The organism is Dactylosporangium sp. NPDC000521 (assembly GCF_042898305.1).
Lineage (GTDB): Bacteria > Actinomycetota > Actinomycetes > Mycobacteriales > Micromonosporaceae > Dactylosporangium.
This window is the reverse complement of sequence record NZ_JBIAYW010000001.1, coordinates 921,954-937,481: the sequence shown is the minus strand read 5'-3', so window position 1 is coordinate 937,481 and position 15,528 is coordinate 921,954. Positions and strand designations below refer to the sequence as shown.

Annotated in this window: 17 protein-coding genes; 12 read left to right on the top strand and 5 right to left on the bottom strand. The window is 72.8% G+C overall.

Annotation, left to right across the window (positions count from 1 at the left end):
• The first annotated feature begins 237 nt into the window (after positions 1–237).
• Together ACFY3L_RS04460 and ACFY3L_RS04455 are read left to right on the top strand one after the other, a co-directional pair.
• Entirely contained in the window at positions 238–774 is a 537-nt protein-coding gene (locus ACFY3L_RS04460; RefSeq protein WP_389318615.1) for a hypothetical protein, read from the top strand.
• A 12-nt stretch (positions 775–786) separates the two neighbouring features.
• Positions 787–1,143, top strand: coding sequence for a hypothetical protein (locus ACFY3L_RS04455; protein WP_389318613.1), 357 nt, complete (start codon positions 787–789; stop codon positions 1,141–1,143).
• A 53-nt stretch (positions 1,144–1,196) separates the two neighbouring features.
• On the opposite strand, the gene ACFY3L_RS04450 is transcribed toward ACFY3L_RS04455, so the two are convergent.
• Positions 1,197–1,712 (bottom strand): DinB family protein, encoded by a 516-nt coding sequence (locus ACFY3L_RS04450; RefSeq protein WP_389318612.1) that lies wholly within the window; start codon positions 1,710–1,712, stop codon positions 1,197–1,199.
• Positions 1,713–1,736: 24 nt separating this feature from the next.
• A complete protein-coding gene (locus ACFY3L_RS04445) occupies positions 1,737–1,877 on the bottom strand; it encodes a hypothetical protein (protein WP_389318610.1) in 141 nt (46 codons plus the stop codon).
• A gap of 111 nt (positions 1,878–1,988) precedes the next feature.
• Between ACFY3L_RS04445 and pgm the strand changes: the two genes are divergently transcribed.
• Positions 1,989–3,620: a phosphoglucomutase (alpha-D-glucose-1,6-bisphosphate-dependent) gene (gene pgm / locus ACFY3L_RS04440; protein ID WP_389318609.1), complete on the top strand. Its 1,632-nt coding sequence runs from the start codon at positions 1,989–1,991 to the stop codon at positions 3,618–3,620.
• An 81-nt stretch (positions 3,621–3,701) separates the two neighbouring features.
• Here the strand turns inward: pgm and ACFY3L_RS04435 are convergent, their stop codons facing one another.
• Both ACFY3L_RS04435 and ACFY3L_RS04430 read right to left on the bottom strand, forming a co-directional pair.
• Complete coding sequence (locus ACFY3L_RS04435; RefSeq protein WP_389318607.1) at positions 3,702–4,322, bottom strand: adenylate kinase; 621 nt, start codon at positions 4,320–4,322, stop codon at positions 3,702–3,704.
• A gap of 170 nt (positions 4,323–4,492) precedes the next feature.
• On the bottom strand, positions 4,493–4,867 hold the full coding sequence (locus tag ACFY3L_RS04430; protein WP_389318605.1) for an FKBP-type peptidyl-prolyl cis-trans isomerase: 375 nt from the start codon (positions 4,865–4,867) through the stop codon (positions 4,493–4,495).
• Between the two features lie 135 nt (positions 4,868–5,002).
• Between ACFY3L_RS04430 and ACFY3L_RS04425 the strand changes: the two genes are divergently transcribed.
• The 3 genes from ACFY3L_RS04425 to ACFY3L_RS04415 are packed head-to-tail and all read left to right on the top strand — an operon-like array spanning position 5,003 to position 6,839.
• Positions 5,003–5,575, top strand: a complete 573-nt coding sequence (locus ACFY3L_RS04425) for a hypothetical protein (RefSeq protein WP_389318603.1) — start codon at positions 5,003–5,005, stop codon at positions 5,573–5,575.
• 56 nt (positions 5,576–5,631) lie between these two features.
• Positions 5,632–6,222: a hypothetical protein gene (locus ACFY3L_RS04420; protein ID WP_389318601.1), complete on the top strand. Its 591-nt coding sequence runs from the start codon at positions 5,632–5,634 to the stop codon at positions 6,220–6,222.
• 35 nt (positions 6,223–6,257) lie between these two features.
• Positions 6,258–6,839 (top strand): hypothetical protein, encoded by a 582-nt coding sequence (locus ACFY3L_RS04415; protein WP_389318600.1) that lies wholly within the window; start codon positions 6,258–6,260, stop codon positions 6,837–6,839.
• Here the strand turns inward: ACFY3L_RS04415 and ACFY3L_RS04410 are convergent, their stop codons facing one another.
• Entirely contained in the window at positions 6,840–7,487 is a 648-nt protein-coding gene (locus ACFY3L_RS04410) for a type 1 glutamine amidotransferase domain-containing protein (RefSeq protein ID WP_389318599.1), read from the bottom strand.
• A gap of 70 nt (positions 7,488–7,557) precedes the next feature.
• On the opposite strand from ACFY3L_RS04410, the gene ACFY3L_RS04405 reads away from it, so the two are divergent.
• The 6 genes from ACFY3L_RS04405 (at position 7,558) to ACFY3L_RS04380 (ending at position 15,495) form a co-directional block, all read left to right on the top strand.
• Positions 7,558–8,418 carry a LysR family transcriptional regulator gene (locus ACFY3L_RS04405; RefSeq protein WP_389318597.1) on the top strand — a complete coding sequence of 287 codons (861 nt, stop codon included), beginning with the start codon at positions 7,558–7,560 and terminating at the stop codon, positions 8,416–8,418.
• A 9-nt stretch (positions 8,419–8,427) separates the two neighbouring features.
• Complete coding sequence (locus ACFY3L_RS04400; protein ID WP_389318595.1) at positions 8,428–9,825, top strand: sigma 54-interacting transcriptional regulator; 1,398 nt, start codon at positions 8,428–8,430, stop codon at positions 9,823–9,825.
• A gap of 4 nt (positions 9,826–9,829) precedes the next feature.
• The gene (locus ACFY3L_RS04395; RefSeq protein WP_389318593.1) at positions 9,830–11,782 is read left to right on the top strand and encodes a VWA domain-containing protein; all 1,953 of its coding nucleotides are present in this window, start codon (positions 9,830–9,832) and stop codon (positions 11,780–11,782) included.
• 77 nt (positions 11,783–11,859) lie between these two features.
• Positions 11,860–12,015, top strand: a complete 156-nt coding sequence (locus tag ACFY3L_RS04390) for a DUF6131 family protein (protein WP_203853177.1) — start codon at positions 11,860–11,862, stop codon at positions 12,013–12,015.
• Positions 12,016–13,169: 1,154 nt separating this feature from the next.
• Positions 13,170–14,639, top strand: a complete 1,470-nt coding sequence (locus ACFY3L_RS04385) for a hypothetical protein (protein WP_389318591.1) — start codon at positions 13,170–13,172, stop codon at positions 14,637–14,639.
• A 358-nt stretch (positions 14,640–14,997) separates the two neighbouring features.
• On the top strand, positions 14,998–15,495 hold the full coding sequence (locus tag ACFY3L_RS04380) for a peptidase inhibitor family I36 protein (protein ID WP_389318590.1): 498 nt from the start codon (positions 14,998–15,000) through the stop codon (positions 15,493–15,495).
• The last annotated feature ends 33 nt before the right edge of the window (positions 15,496–15,528 follow it).

Here is a 15,528-nt window from a genome sequence, read left to right as displayed (position 1 = left end):
GTTCCTCCAGGGAGAGCGGGATGCTCCACCCGGGGCGCGGCAGGCCGCCGACGACGGCACTCGGGCAACGGGCGGGCATCACTGTCGATGTCCTGCGGGTTGCCTGGCACGCCGATGCCTGGCGCGGCCAATCTATGAGGCTTTCATTCTCATGTCTAGATGTTTCGCTGCCGATCCCCGAACTTTCTCTCCAGATGATCGGAAGATTTAAGATTGCCGTCCGCGTATCTTGGGTGGATGCCGTTCGACGTCGACCGATGGTGCCGCCGGCACCTCGGCGCACCCGTCGTGGAGGTCATGTCCAGCGGTGGGCATCTGTCGCGTGTGTACGGCGTCCGCCTCGCCGACGCCCGCACGGTGGCCGTCAAGACGCGGCCGGCGTCGCCACGGCTCGACGCGTGCGCGGCGGTGCAGCGGTCGCTGTGGCGGGCGGGCTTCCCCGCACCCGAACCCCTCGCCGGTCCGGTCGTCGAGGACGGCGTCGCGGTGAGCGCCGAGGCGCTCGTGCCCGGGGGAGCGGCAGCGCCCGCCACCGAGCCCGCGCGGCGGTTCGCGGCGCTGTTCGCCCGGCTCGTCACCCTCGCACCGCGACCGGAGGCGGCCGGCCCACTCACGCCGGCACCCGCGTGGACCGCCTGGGACCACGACGTGCCAGGCATCTGGGCCGAGGGCCTGTGGGTCTCCGCGTACAACACGAAGAAGGCAAGTCTGGACGGACTGCCGTGGCTGGCACAGGACGAGGCCGAGCGGCGCCTCGCGCTCACCGGGACCTGAGGCAGCGTGTCCGTGGCTGCCGGTGACGGTGACCGCCAATGGCGTAGCGTGCCGGATGCGCTGATGAGCGCCTGGGGAGACGTGTTCGACGCCTCCCAGGAAGGCGAGACACTGTCGGCCCCCTGCCCGGTGTGCGGCGCGACGACGTTGCATCGCTGGTTCGACCGCCATCGAGCCGACCCGCGGATCATCGCCGGCCTGCCATGGTGGGGGCAGGGGAGCCAGTGGCAATGGTGCAGCTCGTGCCGGTGCTACCTGCACGCCAGCGGGTGGGTGCCGGTGTGGTGGGAGACGGCGATCGAAGTCGACCCTTCAACCCTGACGCATACTCCCGCCCCGATCGAGGACGTGATCGAGCGGATGCGGTGACGTCCACGCCCTCCGTTCGGCGCTCGACGCGCGCCGCTGCCGCATGCGGCGGCTCAGCCGGTTTCGCCGTCGATGCGCTGCCGGAGGAGGTCGGCGTGGCCGTTGTGGCGGGCGTACTCCTGGATCAGGTGGAGGTGGACGGCGCGCAGGGACATGGGGCCGCGCAGCTCGTCCTCGAAGGCGTCGTCGAGGGAGGCGTCGGCGACCGCGGCCCGGGACGACTGCCACTGGGCGACGAGCCGGTCGTAGTCCGCCTCCGCCGAAGCGCCGTCGGCCTCGTCGAAGGCGGCGTCCTTCGCGTCGGCGCGGCGGTACAGGAACGGCACGGGCGTGCCGCGGAAGCGGGTGTGGAACCATTCGCGCTCGACGTCGGTGACGTGGCGCAGCAGGCCGAGCAGCGACAGCGTCGACGGGGGACAGGAGCGCTGCGCCAGCTCCTCGCCGGTCAGGCCGGTGCACTTGCCCACGAGGACGGCGCGTTGCCAGTCGAGGAATCCTTCGAGGAGGGTCCGCTCGTCGGCGACGAGCGAACCCCCGAACGGTGGCGGCTCAGGCGCGGTCCAGGTCATGGACGGATCATGCCACGCGGGAGCTCAGCCGAGGACGTCCGGCCGCACCGCGAGGAGGGTGTCCTCGGCGGCGGCGAGGATCCACGTGTACAGCTGGTCGACGACGTGCCTGATGGCCGGCCCGCCGCCGACCCAGGCGTACCTGGAAACCGCGGTCGTCGTCATCGCCTCACCGGGGTGAACGGGCATCGACGGGCGGCAGTGCAGCCACGGATTGTTCCGGGCGATGACCGAGTCGTGTCGCAGCGGGAACGGTGACGTGGCAACGTATGCGGTATGTCCGTCCATCCCCGCGCCGGAGCTCAGGCGCAGCGCTCCGACCTCGTCGACGTCCCGCGACTCATCACCAGCTACTACGCCGAGCACCCAGACGTCGAGGACCCCGCGCAGCAGGTCGCGTTCGGCACGTCCGGGCACCGCGGTTCGAGCCTGCGCCGCTCGTTCAACGAAGATCACATCGTCGCCGTCAGCCAGGCGATCTGCGAGTACCGGGCGGCCCAGGGGTACACCGGGCCGCTGTTCCTCGGCAAGGACACGCACGCCCTGTCGGAGCCCGCGACGGTCAGCGCCCTCGAGGTGTTCGCCGCCAACGGGGTGCAGGTGCTCGTCGACAGCCGCGACGGGTACACGCCGACGCCGGCGCTGTCGCACGCGATCCTCACCCACCGGCACCTCGGGGCGGACGGGGTCGTGGTCACCCCGTCACACAACCCGCCGGAGGACGGCGGCTTCAAGTACAACCCGCCGCACGGCGGGCCCGCCGACACCGACGTCACGAAGTGGATCCAGGACCGGGCCAACGCGCTGCTCGCGGCCAAGCTCGACGGCGTCAGGCGGATCCCGTACGCGCGGGCGAAGAGCGCCGACACCACCGGACGGTTCGACTTCCTCGCCGCGTACGTCGACGACCTGCCGTCCGTCATCGACCTCGCGGCGATCGCCGGTGCCGGTGTCCGCATCGGCGCGGATCCGCTCGGCGGGGCCAGCGTCGCGTACTGGGGCGCCATCGCCGAACGGCACAAGCTGGACCTGACCGTGGTCAACCCCGACGTCGACCCGACGTTCGGCTTCATGACCCTCGACTGGGACGGCAAGATCCGGATGGACTGCTCGTCGCCGAACGCGATGGCGTCGCTGATCGGCAAGCGCGCCGACTACCAGGTCGCGACCGGCAACGACGCCGACGCCGACCGGCACGGGATCGTCACCCCCGACGCGGGCCTGATGAACCCCAACCACTTCCTCGCCGTCGCCATCCAGTACCTGTTCAAGGCCCGCGACGGCTGGCGCGGCGACGCCGCCATCGGCAAGACGCTCGTGTCGTCGTCGATGATCGACCGGGTCGCGGCGGACCTCGGCCGGACCCTCGTCGAGGTCCCCGTCGGGTTCAAGTGGTTCGTGCCGGGGCTGCTGGACGGCTCCGTCGGGTTCGGCGGCGAGGAGAGCGCCGGCGCGTCGTTCCTGCGCCGCGACGGCCAGGTGTGGACGACGGACAAGGACGGCCTGCTGCTGTGCCTGCTCGCCGCCGAGATCATCGCCACGACGGGGCGGTCGCCCAGCGAGCACTACGCCGACCTCGTCGCGCGGCACGGCGCCCCGGCGTACGCGCGGATCGACGTCGCCTCCACCCGGGAGGAGAAGGCGGTGCTGGGCAAGCTCTCGCCGGAGCAGGTGACGGCGACCGAGCTGGCCGGTGAGCCGATCACGGCGAAGCTGACCGCCGCGCCCGGCAACGGCGCCGCGATCGGCGGGCTGAAGGTCGTCACCGCGTCCGGCTGGTTCGCGGCGCGGCCGTCCGGGACCGAGGACGTGTACAAGGTGTACGCCGAGTCGTTCCAGGGCCCGGAGCACCTGGAGCGCATCCAGCAGGAGGCCCGCGGCGTCGTGTCCGCCGCGCTGTCAGGCTGACCGAGCAGGGCCGGGGAAGACCGGGCCCGCGCAACAGCAAGGCCCGGCCGCAGCAGCGGCCGGGCCTTTCGCGACGGCGGATCAGGCGGCGCGGGCCGCGGCCGGGCGCTGCTTGAACGCCCGCTGCAGCTGCACCACGATCGACCACGTCACCTCGCTGACCGGGCGGGCGCCGTTGACCTGGATGAGCAGCTCACGCTGCTGGTAGTAGTCCAGCAGCGGGCGGGTCTTCTCCTCGTACACCTTGATGCGGTGCTTGATCACGTCGACGGTGTCGTCGGCGCCGCGGGCCCGGGCCAGCATCCGGCGGGTCAGCTCGTCCTCAGGGACGTCGAGGTGGACGGCGATCTGCACGCCGACGCCGAGGGCACCGGCGGTGCGGTACGCCGCCTCGGCCTGCTCGACGGTGCGCGGGAAGCCGTCCAGGACGTAGCCGCCGCCGGTGTTCGCCGCGAGGACCGGCTTGCGGAGCATGTCCATGATGATCGAGTCGGGGACCAGCTCACCCTTGTTGACCAGCTCCTCGACCGTGCGGCCGATCTTCGTGCCCGCCGCGATGTTCTCGCGCAGCAGGTCGCCGCTGGCGATGTGGGTGATGCCGAACTGCTGGGCGATGAGCTGCGCCTGGGTGCCCTTGCCGGCTCCCGGTGCGCCGATCATCAGGATCCGCTTGGCGCGCGGTGCCGCCGACTGCATTGTCATCTGCACACCCTTTCATGGCTCTGTGACAGGTGAGATCGAGTGCCGGCCGACGCCGATGGTCCAATATCGCACCTGGATGTGCGGTGCGGGCTGTGTGTCAGCTGTGAATTTCCACATTGCGATCCATGGGTCCGGCACGGAATACCGGACCCATGGACAGGTAACCGGACCTACCGGGTGCCGAGCAGGTCCACCACGAAGACGAGCGTCTCGTTGGGCTTGATCACGCCGGCGGCGCCACGGCTGCCGTAGCCCAGGTGCGGCGGGATGACCAGCTTGCGCCGGCCGCCGACCTTCATGCCGGCCACGCCCTGGTCCCAGCCGGGGATGACCTGGCCCTGGCCGAGACCGAAGTCGAACGTGCCGCCACGGTTCCACGACGCGTCGAACTCCTTGCCCGTCGACAGGGACACGCCCACATAGTGGACGCTGACCTGCTGACCCGGGCGGGCCTCCGCGCCGTCACCGACGGTGATGTCCTCGATCACCAGGTCGGCGGGCGGCGGGCCGTCGGGCAGGGTCACGTCGGGCTTGCTGAGCGCCATGCGATAACTCCTCGGCGGGATGGTTGCTGCAGTACATTGCAGCGTCCATCCTGCCGTACGCGCTGCCGTGTGGCGCGCGACCACCCCGCAAACAGCCCTTGGATGAGGCGGAGGGCACGCCGTACATTGAAGTCGATGACGGACGGCAAGCGCCCATGCGCGCCGGTGCGGCAAGCGTACTGGCTGGTCATCGGCGCACTCGGGCTGGCCGCGACGCAGGCGGTCGCGGCCGCGGTCCTCCTCGCCAGGTTCGGCGCCGTCCACCGGGCGCACGGGCCGTGGTCGGTCGCCGAGCAGGCCCAGGCCGACAGCGTCCACGCCCGCCTCGCCGTCGCCGTCGTCCTCGGCGCCGGGATCGCCGTCCTGCTCGCCGGCGCGGCGCTCGCCGTCCCGCGCCGCACCACCCGCACCCGCACCGCCGTCGGGGGCGCCGCCGCCTTCGCCGGGACCGCGCTGCTGCTCGGCGTCATCCTCGCCGCCGACAACGCCGTCCTCGCCGCCGGCGCCGCGGAGCTCGCCGACCTGGAGCGGCTGCTGCCGGTGTGGTTCTCGGCGCTGTCGTCGGGCGTCGTCACCGGCGTCGTCGTCCTGCTCGGCGCCGCGCTGCTGCGGATGGGCCGCGACGCCGCCGTCGAGTACTACCAGCACCACCGCCCGCCGACGCGCTGGCGCGGGTTCACGTCCTGGCACGACATCGTCAACCGGTGATCACGGCTTGGTGAACGGGGTCGCCCGGTGCGGCGGCGGTCCTTACGCTGACGGCGATGAACGACGACTTCCGGCTCGACCCGCCGCCCGCCGCCGTCCGGCAGGCGTTCTGGCTCGCCGCCATCGGGCTCCTGCTGATCCTCGCCAAGACCGTGGCCAGCGCGGTGCTCCTGGCCGGCTTCGACGACACCTACCAGGCCATCAAGCCCTCGAACCCGTTCGACGTCGGCGACGAGGTCGCCGACGGCATCGAGCTGCGGCTCACCGTCGCCGTGCTGGTCGGCGCCGTCCTGACGCTCATGCTCGGCCTCGCCGCGGCCGCCGTCGCCCGGCGCGCCGACACCAGCCGCAGCGTCGTCGGAGCCCTCGCGCTCCTCGCCGGCGTCGCGCTCGTCCTTGGCGTGGTGTTCAGCCCCGAGAGCGCGGTCACCCCCGATGACGCCGCCTCCCTCGCGTGGCTCGAGACGCTGATCCCCGCCTGGTTCCAGACGCTGTCCGCGGTGGTGGTGTTCGGGGTGGCGGCGCTGTTCGGCATCGCGTTCGTCCGGATGGGCCGCCCGGCGGCGGCCGGGTACTGCCAGGACTACGACCCGGGCGCCCGGTGGGGTGGCTACGGTTCCTGGCTGGATCTCCTCCGCCGCGGCTGATGAGCGCCCACCTGCCGAGGCTTACGCTGGACGGGATGGCCGCCGACCCCGCCCCGCGCCGGCGCCCGGCCGCCCCCGTGCGGCGGGCGTTCTGGCTGGTGGTGGGCGCGATCGGGCTGCTCGGCGGGCAGACCGCCGCGGCGGCGGTGCTGCTCGGCCGGTTCGGCGCGGCCTACGCCGCCCACGCGCCGTGGAGCATCCGCGAGCAGGAACAGATCGACAGTATGCGCATCCGCCTGGCGCTCACCGTCGTGCTCGGCGCCGGGATGGCCCTGCTGCTCGTCGGCGCCGCGACGGCGATCCCGCGCCGGCACATCGGCACCCGCTTCGTTGTCGGGTCCGCCGCCCTGCTCAGCGGGGTCGTGCTGCTGTTCGGTGTCGCCATCAACCCCGACAACGCCCTGCTCGCCTACGGCGCGGCCGAGGAGGCCCACCTGTACAAGGTGCTGCCGCTGTGGTTCTCGGTGCTGTCCTCGACCGCGGTCACCGGCGTGCTGGTGGCGCTGACCGCCGCGTTCGTGCTGCTCGGCCGGGATGCCGCGCACGACTACTACCACTACCAGGGGCCTGACAACGCCTGGACCGGGTTCAGCGGCTGGACCGCCAGCACCCGCTGACTACCCGGCGAGGGCGTCGAGCATCGCCTCCGCCACGCCGGTCGCGCTGGCCGGGTTCTGGCCTGTGACGAGGCGGCCGTCGCGGACCACGTGCGGCTGCCACGGCGCCGCGCCGGTGTGCCGCGCGCCGACCGCCTCGAGGCGCTGCTGCAGCGAGAACGGCACCACCTCGGTCAGCCCGACCGCCGCCTCCTCCTCGTCGGTGAACCCGGCGACGTCCCGGCCCGCGAGGAGGTGCCCGCCGCCGGTGAGGGTGACGCCGGTCAGCCCGGCAGGCCCGTGGCAGACCGCACCGACGACGCCGCCCCGCTCGTACACCTGCCGCACCAGCGACCGCAGCGCCGTGCTGCCGGGGAAGTCCCACATCGTGCCGTGCCCGCCGGCCAGGAACACCGCGTCGAACGCGGCCGGGTCGACGTCGGCGACGGCCGGGGTGTCGTGGCCGAGGGCGGCGAGGAAGTCCTCGTGGCCGTCGGTGCCGCCGTCGCGGGGCGGGTCGCCGCCGAGCACCGACGCCACCGTCACGGCGTGCCCGGCCTTGGTGAACACCTCCCACGGGTGGGCCGCCTCCGACACGTAGAAGCCGGTGCTCCGGCCGGTGTCGCCGAGGGTCGCGTGGCTGGTCAGGACGATCAGGGTCGCTGTCATGCGGACAGCTTCGGCCGCCGAGTGCCATCGGCGCCAATAGCCTCAGGCGGGCAGTACCATAGGAAATCCTATGGCGATCTCGCTGGACCTGCTCCGCACGTTCCTCGCCGTGCACCGGGAGGGCTCCGTCACCGGCGCCGCCCGCCGCCTCGCCCTGTCGCAGCCGACCGTCACCGCCCAGCTCCAGGCCCTCGAGGCGGCGCTCGGCCGGCCGCTCTTCGTGCGGCAGCCCCGCGGCGTCACCCCGACCCCGGCCGCGGACCTCCTCGCCCGGCAGGTCGCCGGCCCGCTCGACGACCTCGCCGGCGTCGCCGAACGCCCCGAGGAGGGCACCGTCCGGCTCGGCGGCGCCGCCGAGTTCCTCACCGACCTCGTCCTGCCCGCGCTCGCCGGGCTCGTCGCCGGCGGCCTCAAGCTGCGCGTCACGCTCGGCCTGTCCGACGACCTCGCCGACGCGCTCGGCACCGGCGCCCTCGACCTGGCCGTCCTCACCAGCCGCCCGCGCCGCCGCCAGCTGCGCGCCGAGCCGCTCTACGACGAGGAGTTCGTGCTCGTCGCCGCGACCGCCCGCGACGCCGCGACCACCCCGCTGGTCAGCTACGCCGAGGAGCTGCCGATCATCCGCCGGTACTGGCGCAGCGTCTTCGACCAGCGGCAGCACCGCACCGCCGACGTGGTCGTGCCCAACCTGCACGCCGTCCGCGCCCTCGTCCTGGCGGGCGCCGGCTGCAGCGTGCTCCCCGAGTACCTGGTCCGGGCGGACCTCGAGGCGGGCCGCCTGGTGCTGCTGCACGACCCGCCGGTGCCGCCGCTGAACACGCTGTTCCTCGCCCACCGTGACGGTCCGCTCACCCCCGGCGCGGCGGCGGTCCGCACCCGCCTGCTGGCCACGTTCCGTGGCGTTTCGCCAACCGAAATGTTGCCGCGCTAGGTTCGAGCGGTGACCCAGCCTTTGGACCTGCCCCGCACCGTGGGCGAGCTGCGCGCCAGCGGCCACCGGTTCCGCACCGTCAAGGAAGAACTGCGCGACAACCTGCTCGCCAAGCTCCGCAGCGGCGAGCCCCGCTTCCCCGGCGTCGTCGGCTACGACGACACCGTCCTGCCCGAGCTCGAGCGGGCCATCCTGGCCGGCCACGACCTGGTCCTGCTCGGCGAGCGCGGCCAGGGCAAGACCCGCGTCATCCGCGGCCTCGTGTCGCTGCTGGACGAGTGGACCCCGGTCATCGCGGGGTCGGAGCTCAACGAGCACCCGTATGCGCCGATCACGCCCGCGTCGCGGCGCCTCGCGACCGAGGCCGGCGAGGCGCTGCCGGTCGACTGGCTGCACCGTTCGCTGCGGTACGGGGAGAAGCTCGCCACCCCGGACACGTCGGTCGGCGACCTGATCGGCGACGTCGACCCGATCCGGGTCGCGCAGGGCCGGACCCTCGGCGACCCGGAGACCATCCACTTCGGACTCGTCCCGCGCACCAACCGCGGCATCTTCGCCGTCAACGAGCTGCCCGACCTCGCCGAGCGCATCCAGGTCTCGCTGCTCAACGTGCTGGAGGAGCGCGACATCCAGGTCCGCGGCTACCAGCTGCGCCTGCCGCTGGACGTGCTGCTCGTCGCCAGCGCCAACCCGGAGGACTACACCAACCGCGGCCGGATCATCACGCCGCTCAAGGACCGCTTCGGCGCCGAGATCCGCACCCACTACCCCCTGGACCTCGAGCTGGAGATCGACCTGATCCAGCAGGAGGCCTCGCTGACGGCGCAGGTCCCCAGCCATGTGATCGAGGTGCTGGCCCGGTTCACCCGGGCGGTGCGCGAGTCGCCGGCCGTCGACTCCCGCTCCGGCGTGTCCGCCCGCTTCGCCATCGCCGCCGCCGAGACCGTGGCCGCGTCCGCGCTGCGCCGCGGCGGGCTGCTCGGCGACGACAAGCCCGTCGCCCGGGTCGGGGACACGGTGAGCGTCACCAGCACCCTGCGCGGCAAGGTCGAGTTCGACAGCGGCGAGGAGGGTCGCGAGATCGAGATCCTCGCGCACCTGCTGCGCACCGCGACCGCCGACACGTTCCGGTCCCGGCTCGCCGGGCTGGACCTGTCCGGCTTCACCGACCTCGTCGCCGAGGGGCAGGTCATCGAGACCGGCGAGCTCGCCGGCGCCGACGACATCCTGCAGCAGGTCGGCACCGTGCCCGGCCTGGCGAAGGTCCTCGAGCGGCTCGGGCTCGGCGACGCGCCCAGCCGCGGCGAGGCCGCCGCCGGCATCGAGTTCGTCCTGGAGGGCCTGCACCTCACCAGACGGCTGTCCAAGGACCTCACCGAGGACGGCCGCACCGTCTACGGAGGCTGAGCGCGTGCGTCACAACAGGTTCCGGTACGGGGCGTGGCGAGGCGGGCCCGACCCGCTCGCCCCGCCGTACGACGTGCGCGCCGCCGTCGACCAGGTCGGCGCCGAGGTCCTGGACGGCGGCAGCCTCCGCGACGCCCTGCGCAACCTGCTGCGCAACGGGCCTGACGGCGGCCGTGGCCTCGACGACCTCCTCGCCAGGGCGCGGCGGCTGCGGCGCGAGGCCATGCGCCGCGGCGACCTCGACGGCGCCGTGACCCGCGCCCAGCAGCTCCTCGACCAGGCCGTCGCCACCGAGCGCGACGCCCTGGCGGCGATCGACTCCGACGATGCCCGGTTCGCGGAGGCGCAGCTGGCCAACCTGCCGCGCTCCACGTCGCGGGCGGTGTCGGAACTGTCCGAATATCAGTGGACGTCGCCGGAAGCGAAGGCACTGTACGACCAGATCCTCGACCAGCTGCGCGACGAGGTCCTGGGCCAGCGCTTCCAGGGCATGAAGGAGGCGCTGCAGGACCCGGCGATGGCCGCGCGGATGCGGGACATGCTGCAGGACCTCAACGGGCTGCTCGCCAAGCACGCCCGCGGGGAGAACACCGACGACGCGTTCGCGCAGTTCATGGCGCAGCACGGCGACTTCTTCCCCGAGCAGCCCGGATCGGTGGAAGAGCTCGTCGACGCGCTCGCCCGCCGCGCCGCCGCGGGGGAGCGGCTCATGCGCTCGCTCAGCCCGCAGCAGCGCGCCGAGCTGCAGTCGCTGATGGAGCAGTCCCTCGGCGGCCTCGCCGGGGAGATGGCCGCCCTCACCGACAACCTGCGCGCGCTGCGCCCCGACCTGAACTGGGGTCGTGGCGAGCGGGTCCGCGGCGACCGCGACCTCGGCTACGGCGAGGCCGCCGGCGCCCTGGAGGAGATCGGCGACCTCGACGACCTCATCGACCAGCTCGGCCAGGAGCACCCCGGCGCCACGCTGGACGACGTCGACGTCGAGGCCGTCGAACGGCAGCTGGGCCGCTCCGCCGCCGACGACCTGCGCCGGCTGCGGGAGCTGGAGCAGCAGCTGCGCCGGCAGGGCTGGGTCACCCGCGGCGCCGACGGGCTCACGCTCAGCCCCAAGGCGCTGCGCCGGCTGGGCGGCACCGCCCTGCGCACCGTCTTCGCCGACCTCACCGCCGGCCGGCGCGGGCAGCACGACCTGCGCGACGCCGGAGCGGCGGGCGAGCTCACCGGGGCGTCACGGCGCTGGCAGTACGGCGACGAGCAGCCGATCGACGTCGTGCGCACCATCGGCAACGCCGTGCGCCGCCAGGCCACCGGCGGCACCGCCGTCCTGCCGATCAGGCTGGACGTCGAGGACTTCGAGATCGCCGAGACCGAGCGGCGGGTGTCCGCCGCCGTCGCGCTCTGCGTCGACCTGTCCTTCTCGATGATGGCCGACGGCCGGTGGGGCCCGATGAAACAGGCCGCGCTGGCACTGTCCCACCTCGTCGCGACCCGCTTCCCGCAGGACGCCCTCCAGATCGTCGGGTTCGGCCGGTACGCGACGAAACTGTCCGTCGAGGAGCTGGCCGCCGTCGAGCCCGACTACGTGCAGGGCACCAACCTGCAGCACGCGCTCATGCTCGCGGGCCGGCACCTGCGCCGGCACCCGGGCTCCGACCCGGTCGTCCTCGTCGTCACCGACGGCGAGCCGACCGCGCACCTGCTCGAGGACGGCACGTCGTACTTCCGCTGGCCGTCGACCCGCGAGACGGTCACCGCGACCGTGCACGAGGTCGACCAGCTCACCCGGTACGGCGCGGTGCTCAATGTGTTCATGCTCGGCGAGGATCCCGGCCTGCGCCGCTTCGTCGACGCCGTCGCCCGGCGCAGCGGCGGGCGGGTTTTCACTCCGGACGCTGATGACCTGGGCAAATACGTCGTGTCCGACTACATTCGCGCCCGCCGGGGCCGCCGCGGGTGAACCGTGTTTCAGAAGTCGAGGGGGAGGGGTACCTGGAGAACGTCCATGCAATACCCCCTCCTCCCCGGGAGCTGAAGATGATCGTCCTAGGCCTGATCCTGTTCCTGCTCGGGCTCTTCCTGCACGTCGGCATCCTGGAGACGATCGGCATCGTGCTGCTGATCGTGGGCGCGGTGCTGTGGATCCTGGGCGCCGTCGGCCGCCCGCTCGCCGGGCGCCGTCATTATTGGTAGCCCCCTCACACACGATCCGATGGCCGGCGGTCTCCCCGCCGGCCATCGGCGTCTCCGGGTCCTTGTCGCTATGCCCATAAGGCGGTATAGTGACGAGCGCAGGCCGTGCAGGCCTTGGAGTTCTCCAGAGTTCTCCGCGCGTTCTCCATTGCGGTCCCGCGGACAACCGGATCCACCTGTGGATCCGTCGCCGATTCATTCGGATGCGAATGGCACCGGAAACCGGGCTGGACGTCGGCGAAATCCCGGAGATTGATCTCTGTTTTTGATCATCCCGAGCCTCCGATGATGTTGGTTCACCTCGCCTGAAGACCATGCGGGGCACCCCCATCAGGAGGATCACATGGGAACATCGGACGCGGAAGACCCGCACGAAGACCGGCACGCCGAGGACCGCTCCGGCGCCGTGATCACCGTCGCCGCGCTCACCGCGGTCTTCGGGCTCGCGGCGCTCACCGTCGTCCGGGGCGCCGGACCGGCGGAAGTCACCGCGCTCGTCGTGGCCTGCGCCACCGCCGCCGAACGGCTCATCCGGCGCCGCCGCGCGGCACCGAAGCGGCGGCAGCGGGGCCGGGCACCGGGACGGCAGTGGGGGCCTCCCGCTGCAACGGAAGACCCCCGTCCCCAGATCGCTGAACCCTCGAGAAGGTCCGACCGGGAGCTCAACGGCCCCCGCGACGCACCTGAATGCAGGTCGCGTGACCGTGGCGTTACCGAATGCGGCGACGTTACCTCATTGTTGTCAACGCAGCCAGGGTCGGACGGCGCGGTTCACTCCGAGGTCGGGCCAGTGACGACCGCCGATGCGGTCGGCGGCGCCGGACCTGTCGCCGCTGGTCGGCGCCGTACGGGCCGGTCCGTCTCCACCGCCCGGCCAATCCGGCGCTGACGGTCCGACGGCCGCCCATGCAATCGAACCCGGACTATGTGTCGGTTATCCGGGTGGTCGCATGAGTGGCGAACACCACAGTCCTGGTGGCAAACTGCCGCGAGTCGGGAAGCGTGCCGTACGGCTGCAAACGGCGGCACATTGACGCATCCCGCGCCCCTGAAGATCGCTGATCCGGTGAGGCGACGCCCTACCAGCCCTCAGTAGGGCGTCCCCGCCGGACGACACCGAACTCGAGAAGTCACACGCACCGGAAACGGAAGTCATGACCGACCCCCGAGGCGCGAACAACCATGCCCAGCCCCCGCCGGACGAGGGGAGGAGACGCGGCCGGCGTGAGGCTCCCATCCTCAGCTACGGACCCATCGCACAACACGCCCGCCGGCTCCGCCAGGCCAGGGTGGCCGCCGGCAGCCCGTCGTACAAGGTCGTCGGCAAGGGCGCGCAGATGAGTGAGAGCCAGGCGTGCGAGATCGCCAGCCCCGCCAAGCGGCTCCCCACCGCCCAGCAGTGCGCCGCGTTCCTCACCAGCGTCAAGCAGAACGGCACGCCGATCACCAACTGGTGCGCCGACCACGCCGAATACGAGCGGCGCGCGGCGCTCTTCCGCCCCGACCTCGCCGGCGTCAAGGACCGCCCCGCGCTGCGGGCGGCGGCCGCCGCGGCGCTCGCCGCCGACGGCGTCACTGACCAGGTGCTCCTGCAGCGCCGCGCCGACGCCGCGCAGCACCCGGTGCCGAAGGAGCTGCCCGGCCCCGTGCCGTGCGACGAGGACCTGCTCGCCGAGGCGTGCACCGACGCCGCGCTGCTCTGGCGCGTCTACCTCGGCGGCTGCAGCCCCGACGACGTGCTGCACTGGAGGTCCCACCTCGACCGGCTGCCACCGGAGCCGCACCCGGCACCGCCGCCGGCGGCGCGGAAACCGCCGGTGCCCCGCCGCACGGCGCTGCTGGCGGGCGCGGCCGTGCTCATCGGCGCCGGCTTGGCCGCAGGCGGGTACGTGCTCGGCGCCGGCGAGGACGGCGCGCGGACAGGCGGCCTTCCGGGCCGCGGCGCGACCGGCACCTCACCGCCGCCGATCAGCCCGCCCGCCGGCGGACCCGCCGCGGTCGAGCTCGACGCCCTCATCGCCGCCGCGGAACTGGCACAGGACACCACCGGCGGCACCGCCCACGTCGACTTCGTCCTCACCACGTTCGGCCCGGCACCCACCTACGACGGGATCGTCAGCGAGGTCACCGAGGAGCTCGACTGGTCGCCGAACGGCCCCGGGCGCCGCGTCGTCACCGGCACCGGGGCGCCGGCGAACCCGGACCCGCTGCCGCCCGGCCCGCCCCGGTACGCCGCCGGCCCGCCGAGCACCGACCCGGCCCAGCTGCAGCACGTCCTGGAAGGGCTCCGCAAGCCGGGCGGCGTGACCGTGCTCCTGCTCGGCGTCGCCGACCTGTGCGACACGTACCCGCTGCGACAGGCCGAGCGCATCGCGGTCCTGCGCATGCTGCGCGCCGCACCCGATCTCCAGTACACCGGCAAGACCACGGTGGAGAAGCTCGGCCTGCCCGGCAAGGCGTTCAGCGCGGATACCGCCGACGGCGTCCGGGAGACCCTGGTCTTCGACCAGCGCGACGGGCGGGTGCTGTCGCACGAGACCCTTCGCCGGCAGGCGGACCGGACCTACCTGCTCGCCCGGCGGGTGATCTACCTGCGGTCGACCTGGGACGACCTGCGGGACTGACCGGCACTGCAACTTGCAGAAACGGCCGGCCGCCCTCGAAGTGGCCGGCCGTTCGTCACGGTGCGTCAGCCACACCGCCCTTCGTCACGGCACCCGCGCAGGTCGGGCCCCACGCCCGCCGCCGTTACGGTCCGTACGATCGGCGGAGAAATCGTGGAGAATTCGGCCAACCCGAACAGCCGGGCAGAGCTGGCACATATTCATTCATGCCACAGTCTGCACGTGAGGATGGTGACCACGCAGCGTCGCGCATACCGTCGCCGCGACGGCGTGCACCACGACCGGTCCGGGGGGATCCGCGAGGTGACACGCGGTCACCGCAGCACGTCCCGGTCCGCTGAAACGTGGGGGTTCAGCCATGCTCCGTGCCCTGACACTCGCCTGCCTCGTCACCGCCGCCGTCACCACCGCCGCCGCGCCCGCGGCGGCCGCGCCCGTCTCGCCGGGCACCGCGTCGTACCTCACCGGACACCCGGGCGGGACCATCGTCGCCCCGAACGAGATCAGCTACGACGGCGGCAGGTTCGTCGTCACCCTGACGCCGCCCGTCCAGCCGCCGGTCCAGGACCCGCAGCACACGACCGCCTACGTCGACTGCCCGAAGGGGTGGTTCTGCTTCTACGACCGCCCGGACTTCGGCTACCCCCGCGGCAAGCTGTCGTCCTGCTCCTGGCAGAGCCTCGCCACGTACGACTGGCAGGACCGCGTCGAGTCCGCGTACTACAACCTCGACCGGGGCGCCGTGCAGTTCTTCGACTACGGCACCGGCCTGTTCACCGTCGGCGTCGGCTACCGCTCGATCGCCTACGTCGGCAGCGCCATGAACCGCGCCACCGACGTGTACCGCTACTGCTGACGCCGGGAGCGCCGGCGCGACGCACCGCGCCAC

Excerpts from the sequence above, each read along its gene's own strand:
- ACFY3L_RS04460 (WP_389318615.1), top strand. The coding sequence starts at position 238 with ATGCCGTTCGACGTCGACCGATGGTGCCGCCGGCACCTCGGCGCACCC.
- ACFY3L_RS04450 (WP_389318612.1), bottom strand. The coding sequence starts at position 1,712 with ATGACCTGGACCGCGCCTGAGCCGCCACCGTTCGGGGGTTCGCTCGTC.
- ACFY3L_RS04445 (WP_389318610.1), bottom strand. The coding sequence starts at position 1,877 with ATGACGACGACCGCGGTTTCCAGGTACGCCTGGGTCGGCGGCGGGCCG.
- pgm (WP_389318609.1), top strand. The coding sequence starts at position 1,989 with ATGTCCGTCCATCCCCGCGCCGGAGCTCAGGCGCAGCGCTCCGACCTC.
- ACFY3L_RS04435 (WP_389318607.1), bottom strand. The coding sequence starts at position 4,322 with ATGACAATGCAGTCGGCGGCACCGCGCGCCAAGCGGATCCTGATGATC.
- ACFY3L_RS04430 (WP_389318605.1), bottom strand. The coding sequence starts at position 4,867 with ATGGCGCTCAGCAAGCCCGACGTGACCCTGCCCGACGGCCCGCCGCCC.
- ACFY3L_RS04425 (WP_389318603.1), top strand. The coding sequence starts at position 5,003 with ATGACGGACGGCAAGCGCCCATGCGCGCCGGTGCGGCAAGCGTACTGG.
- ACFY3L_RS04420 (WP_389318601.1), top strand. The coding sequence starts at position 5,632 with ATGAACGACGACTTCCGGCTCGACCCGCCGCCCGCCGCCGTCCGGCAG.
- ACFY3L_RS04415 (WP_389318600.1), top strand. The coding sequence starts at position 6,258 with ATGGCCGCCGACCCCGCCCCGCGCCGGCGCCCGGCCGCCCCCGTGCGG.
- ACFY3L_RS04410 (WP_389318599.1), bottom strand. The coding sequence starts at position 7,487 with ATGACAGCGACCCTGATCGTCCTGACCAGCCACGCGACCCTCGGCGAC.
- ACFY3L_RS04405 (WP_389318597.1), top strand. The coding sequence starts at position 7,558 with ATGGCGATCTCGCTGGACCTGCTCCGCACGTTCCTCGCCGTGCACCGG.
- ACFY3L_RS04390 (WP_203853177.1), top strand. The coding sequence starts at position 11,860 with ATGATCGTCCTAGGCCTGATCCTGTTCCTGCTCGGGCTCTTCCTGCAC.
- ACFY3L_RS04385 (WP_389318591.1), top strand. The coding sequence starts at position 13,170 with ATGACCGACCCCCGAGGCGCGAACAACCATGCCCAGCCCCCGCCGGAC.
- ACFY3L_RS04380 (WP_389318590.1), top strand. The coding sequence starts at position 14,998 with ATGCTCCGTGCCCTGACACTCGCCTGCCTCGTCACCGCCGCCGTCACC.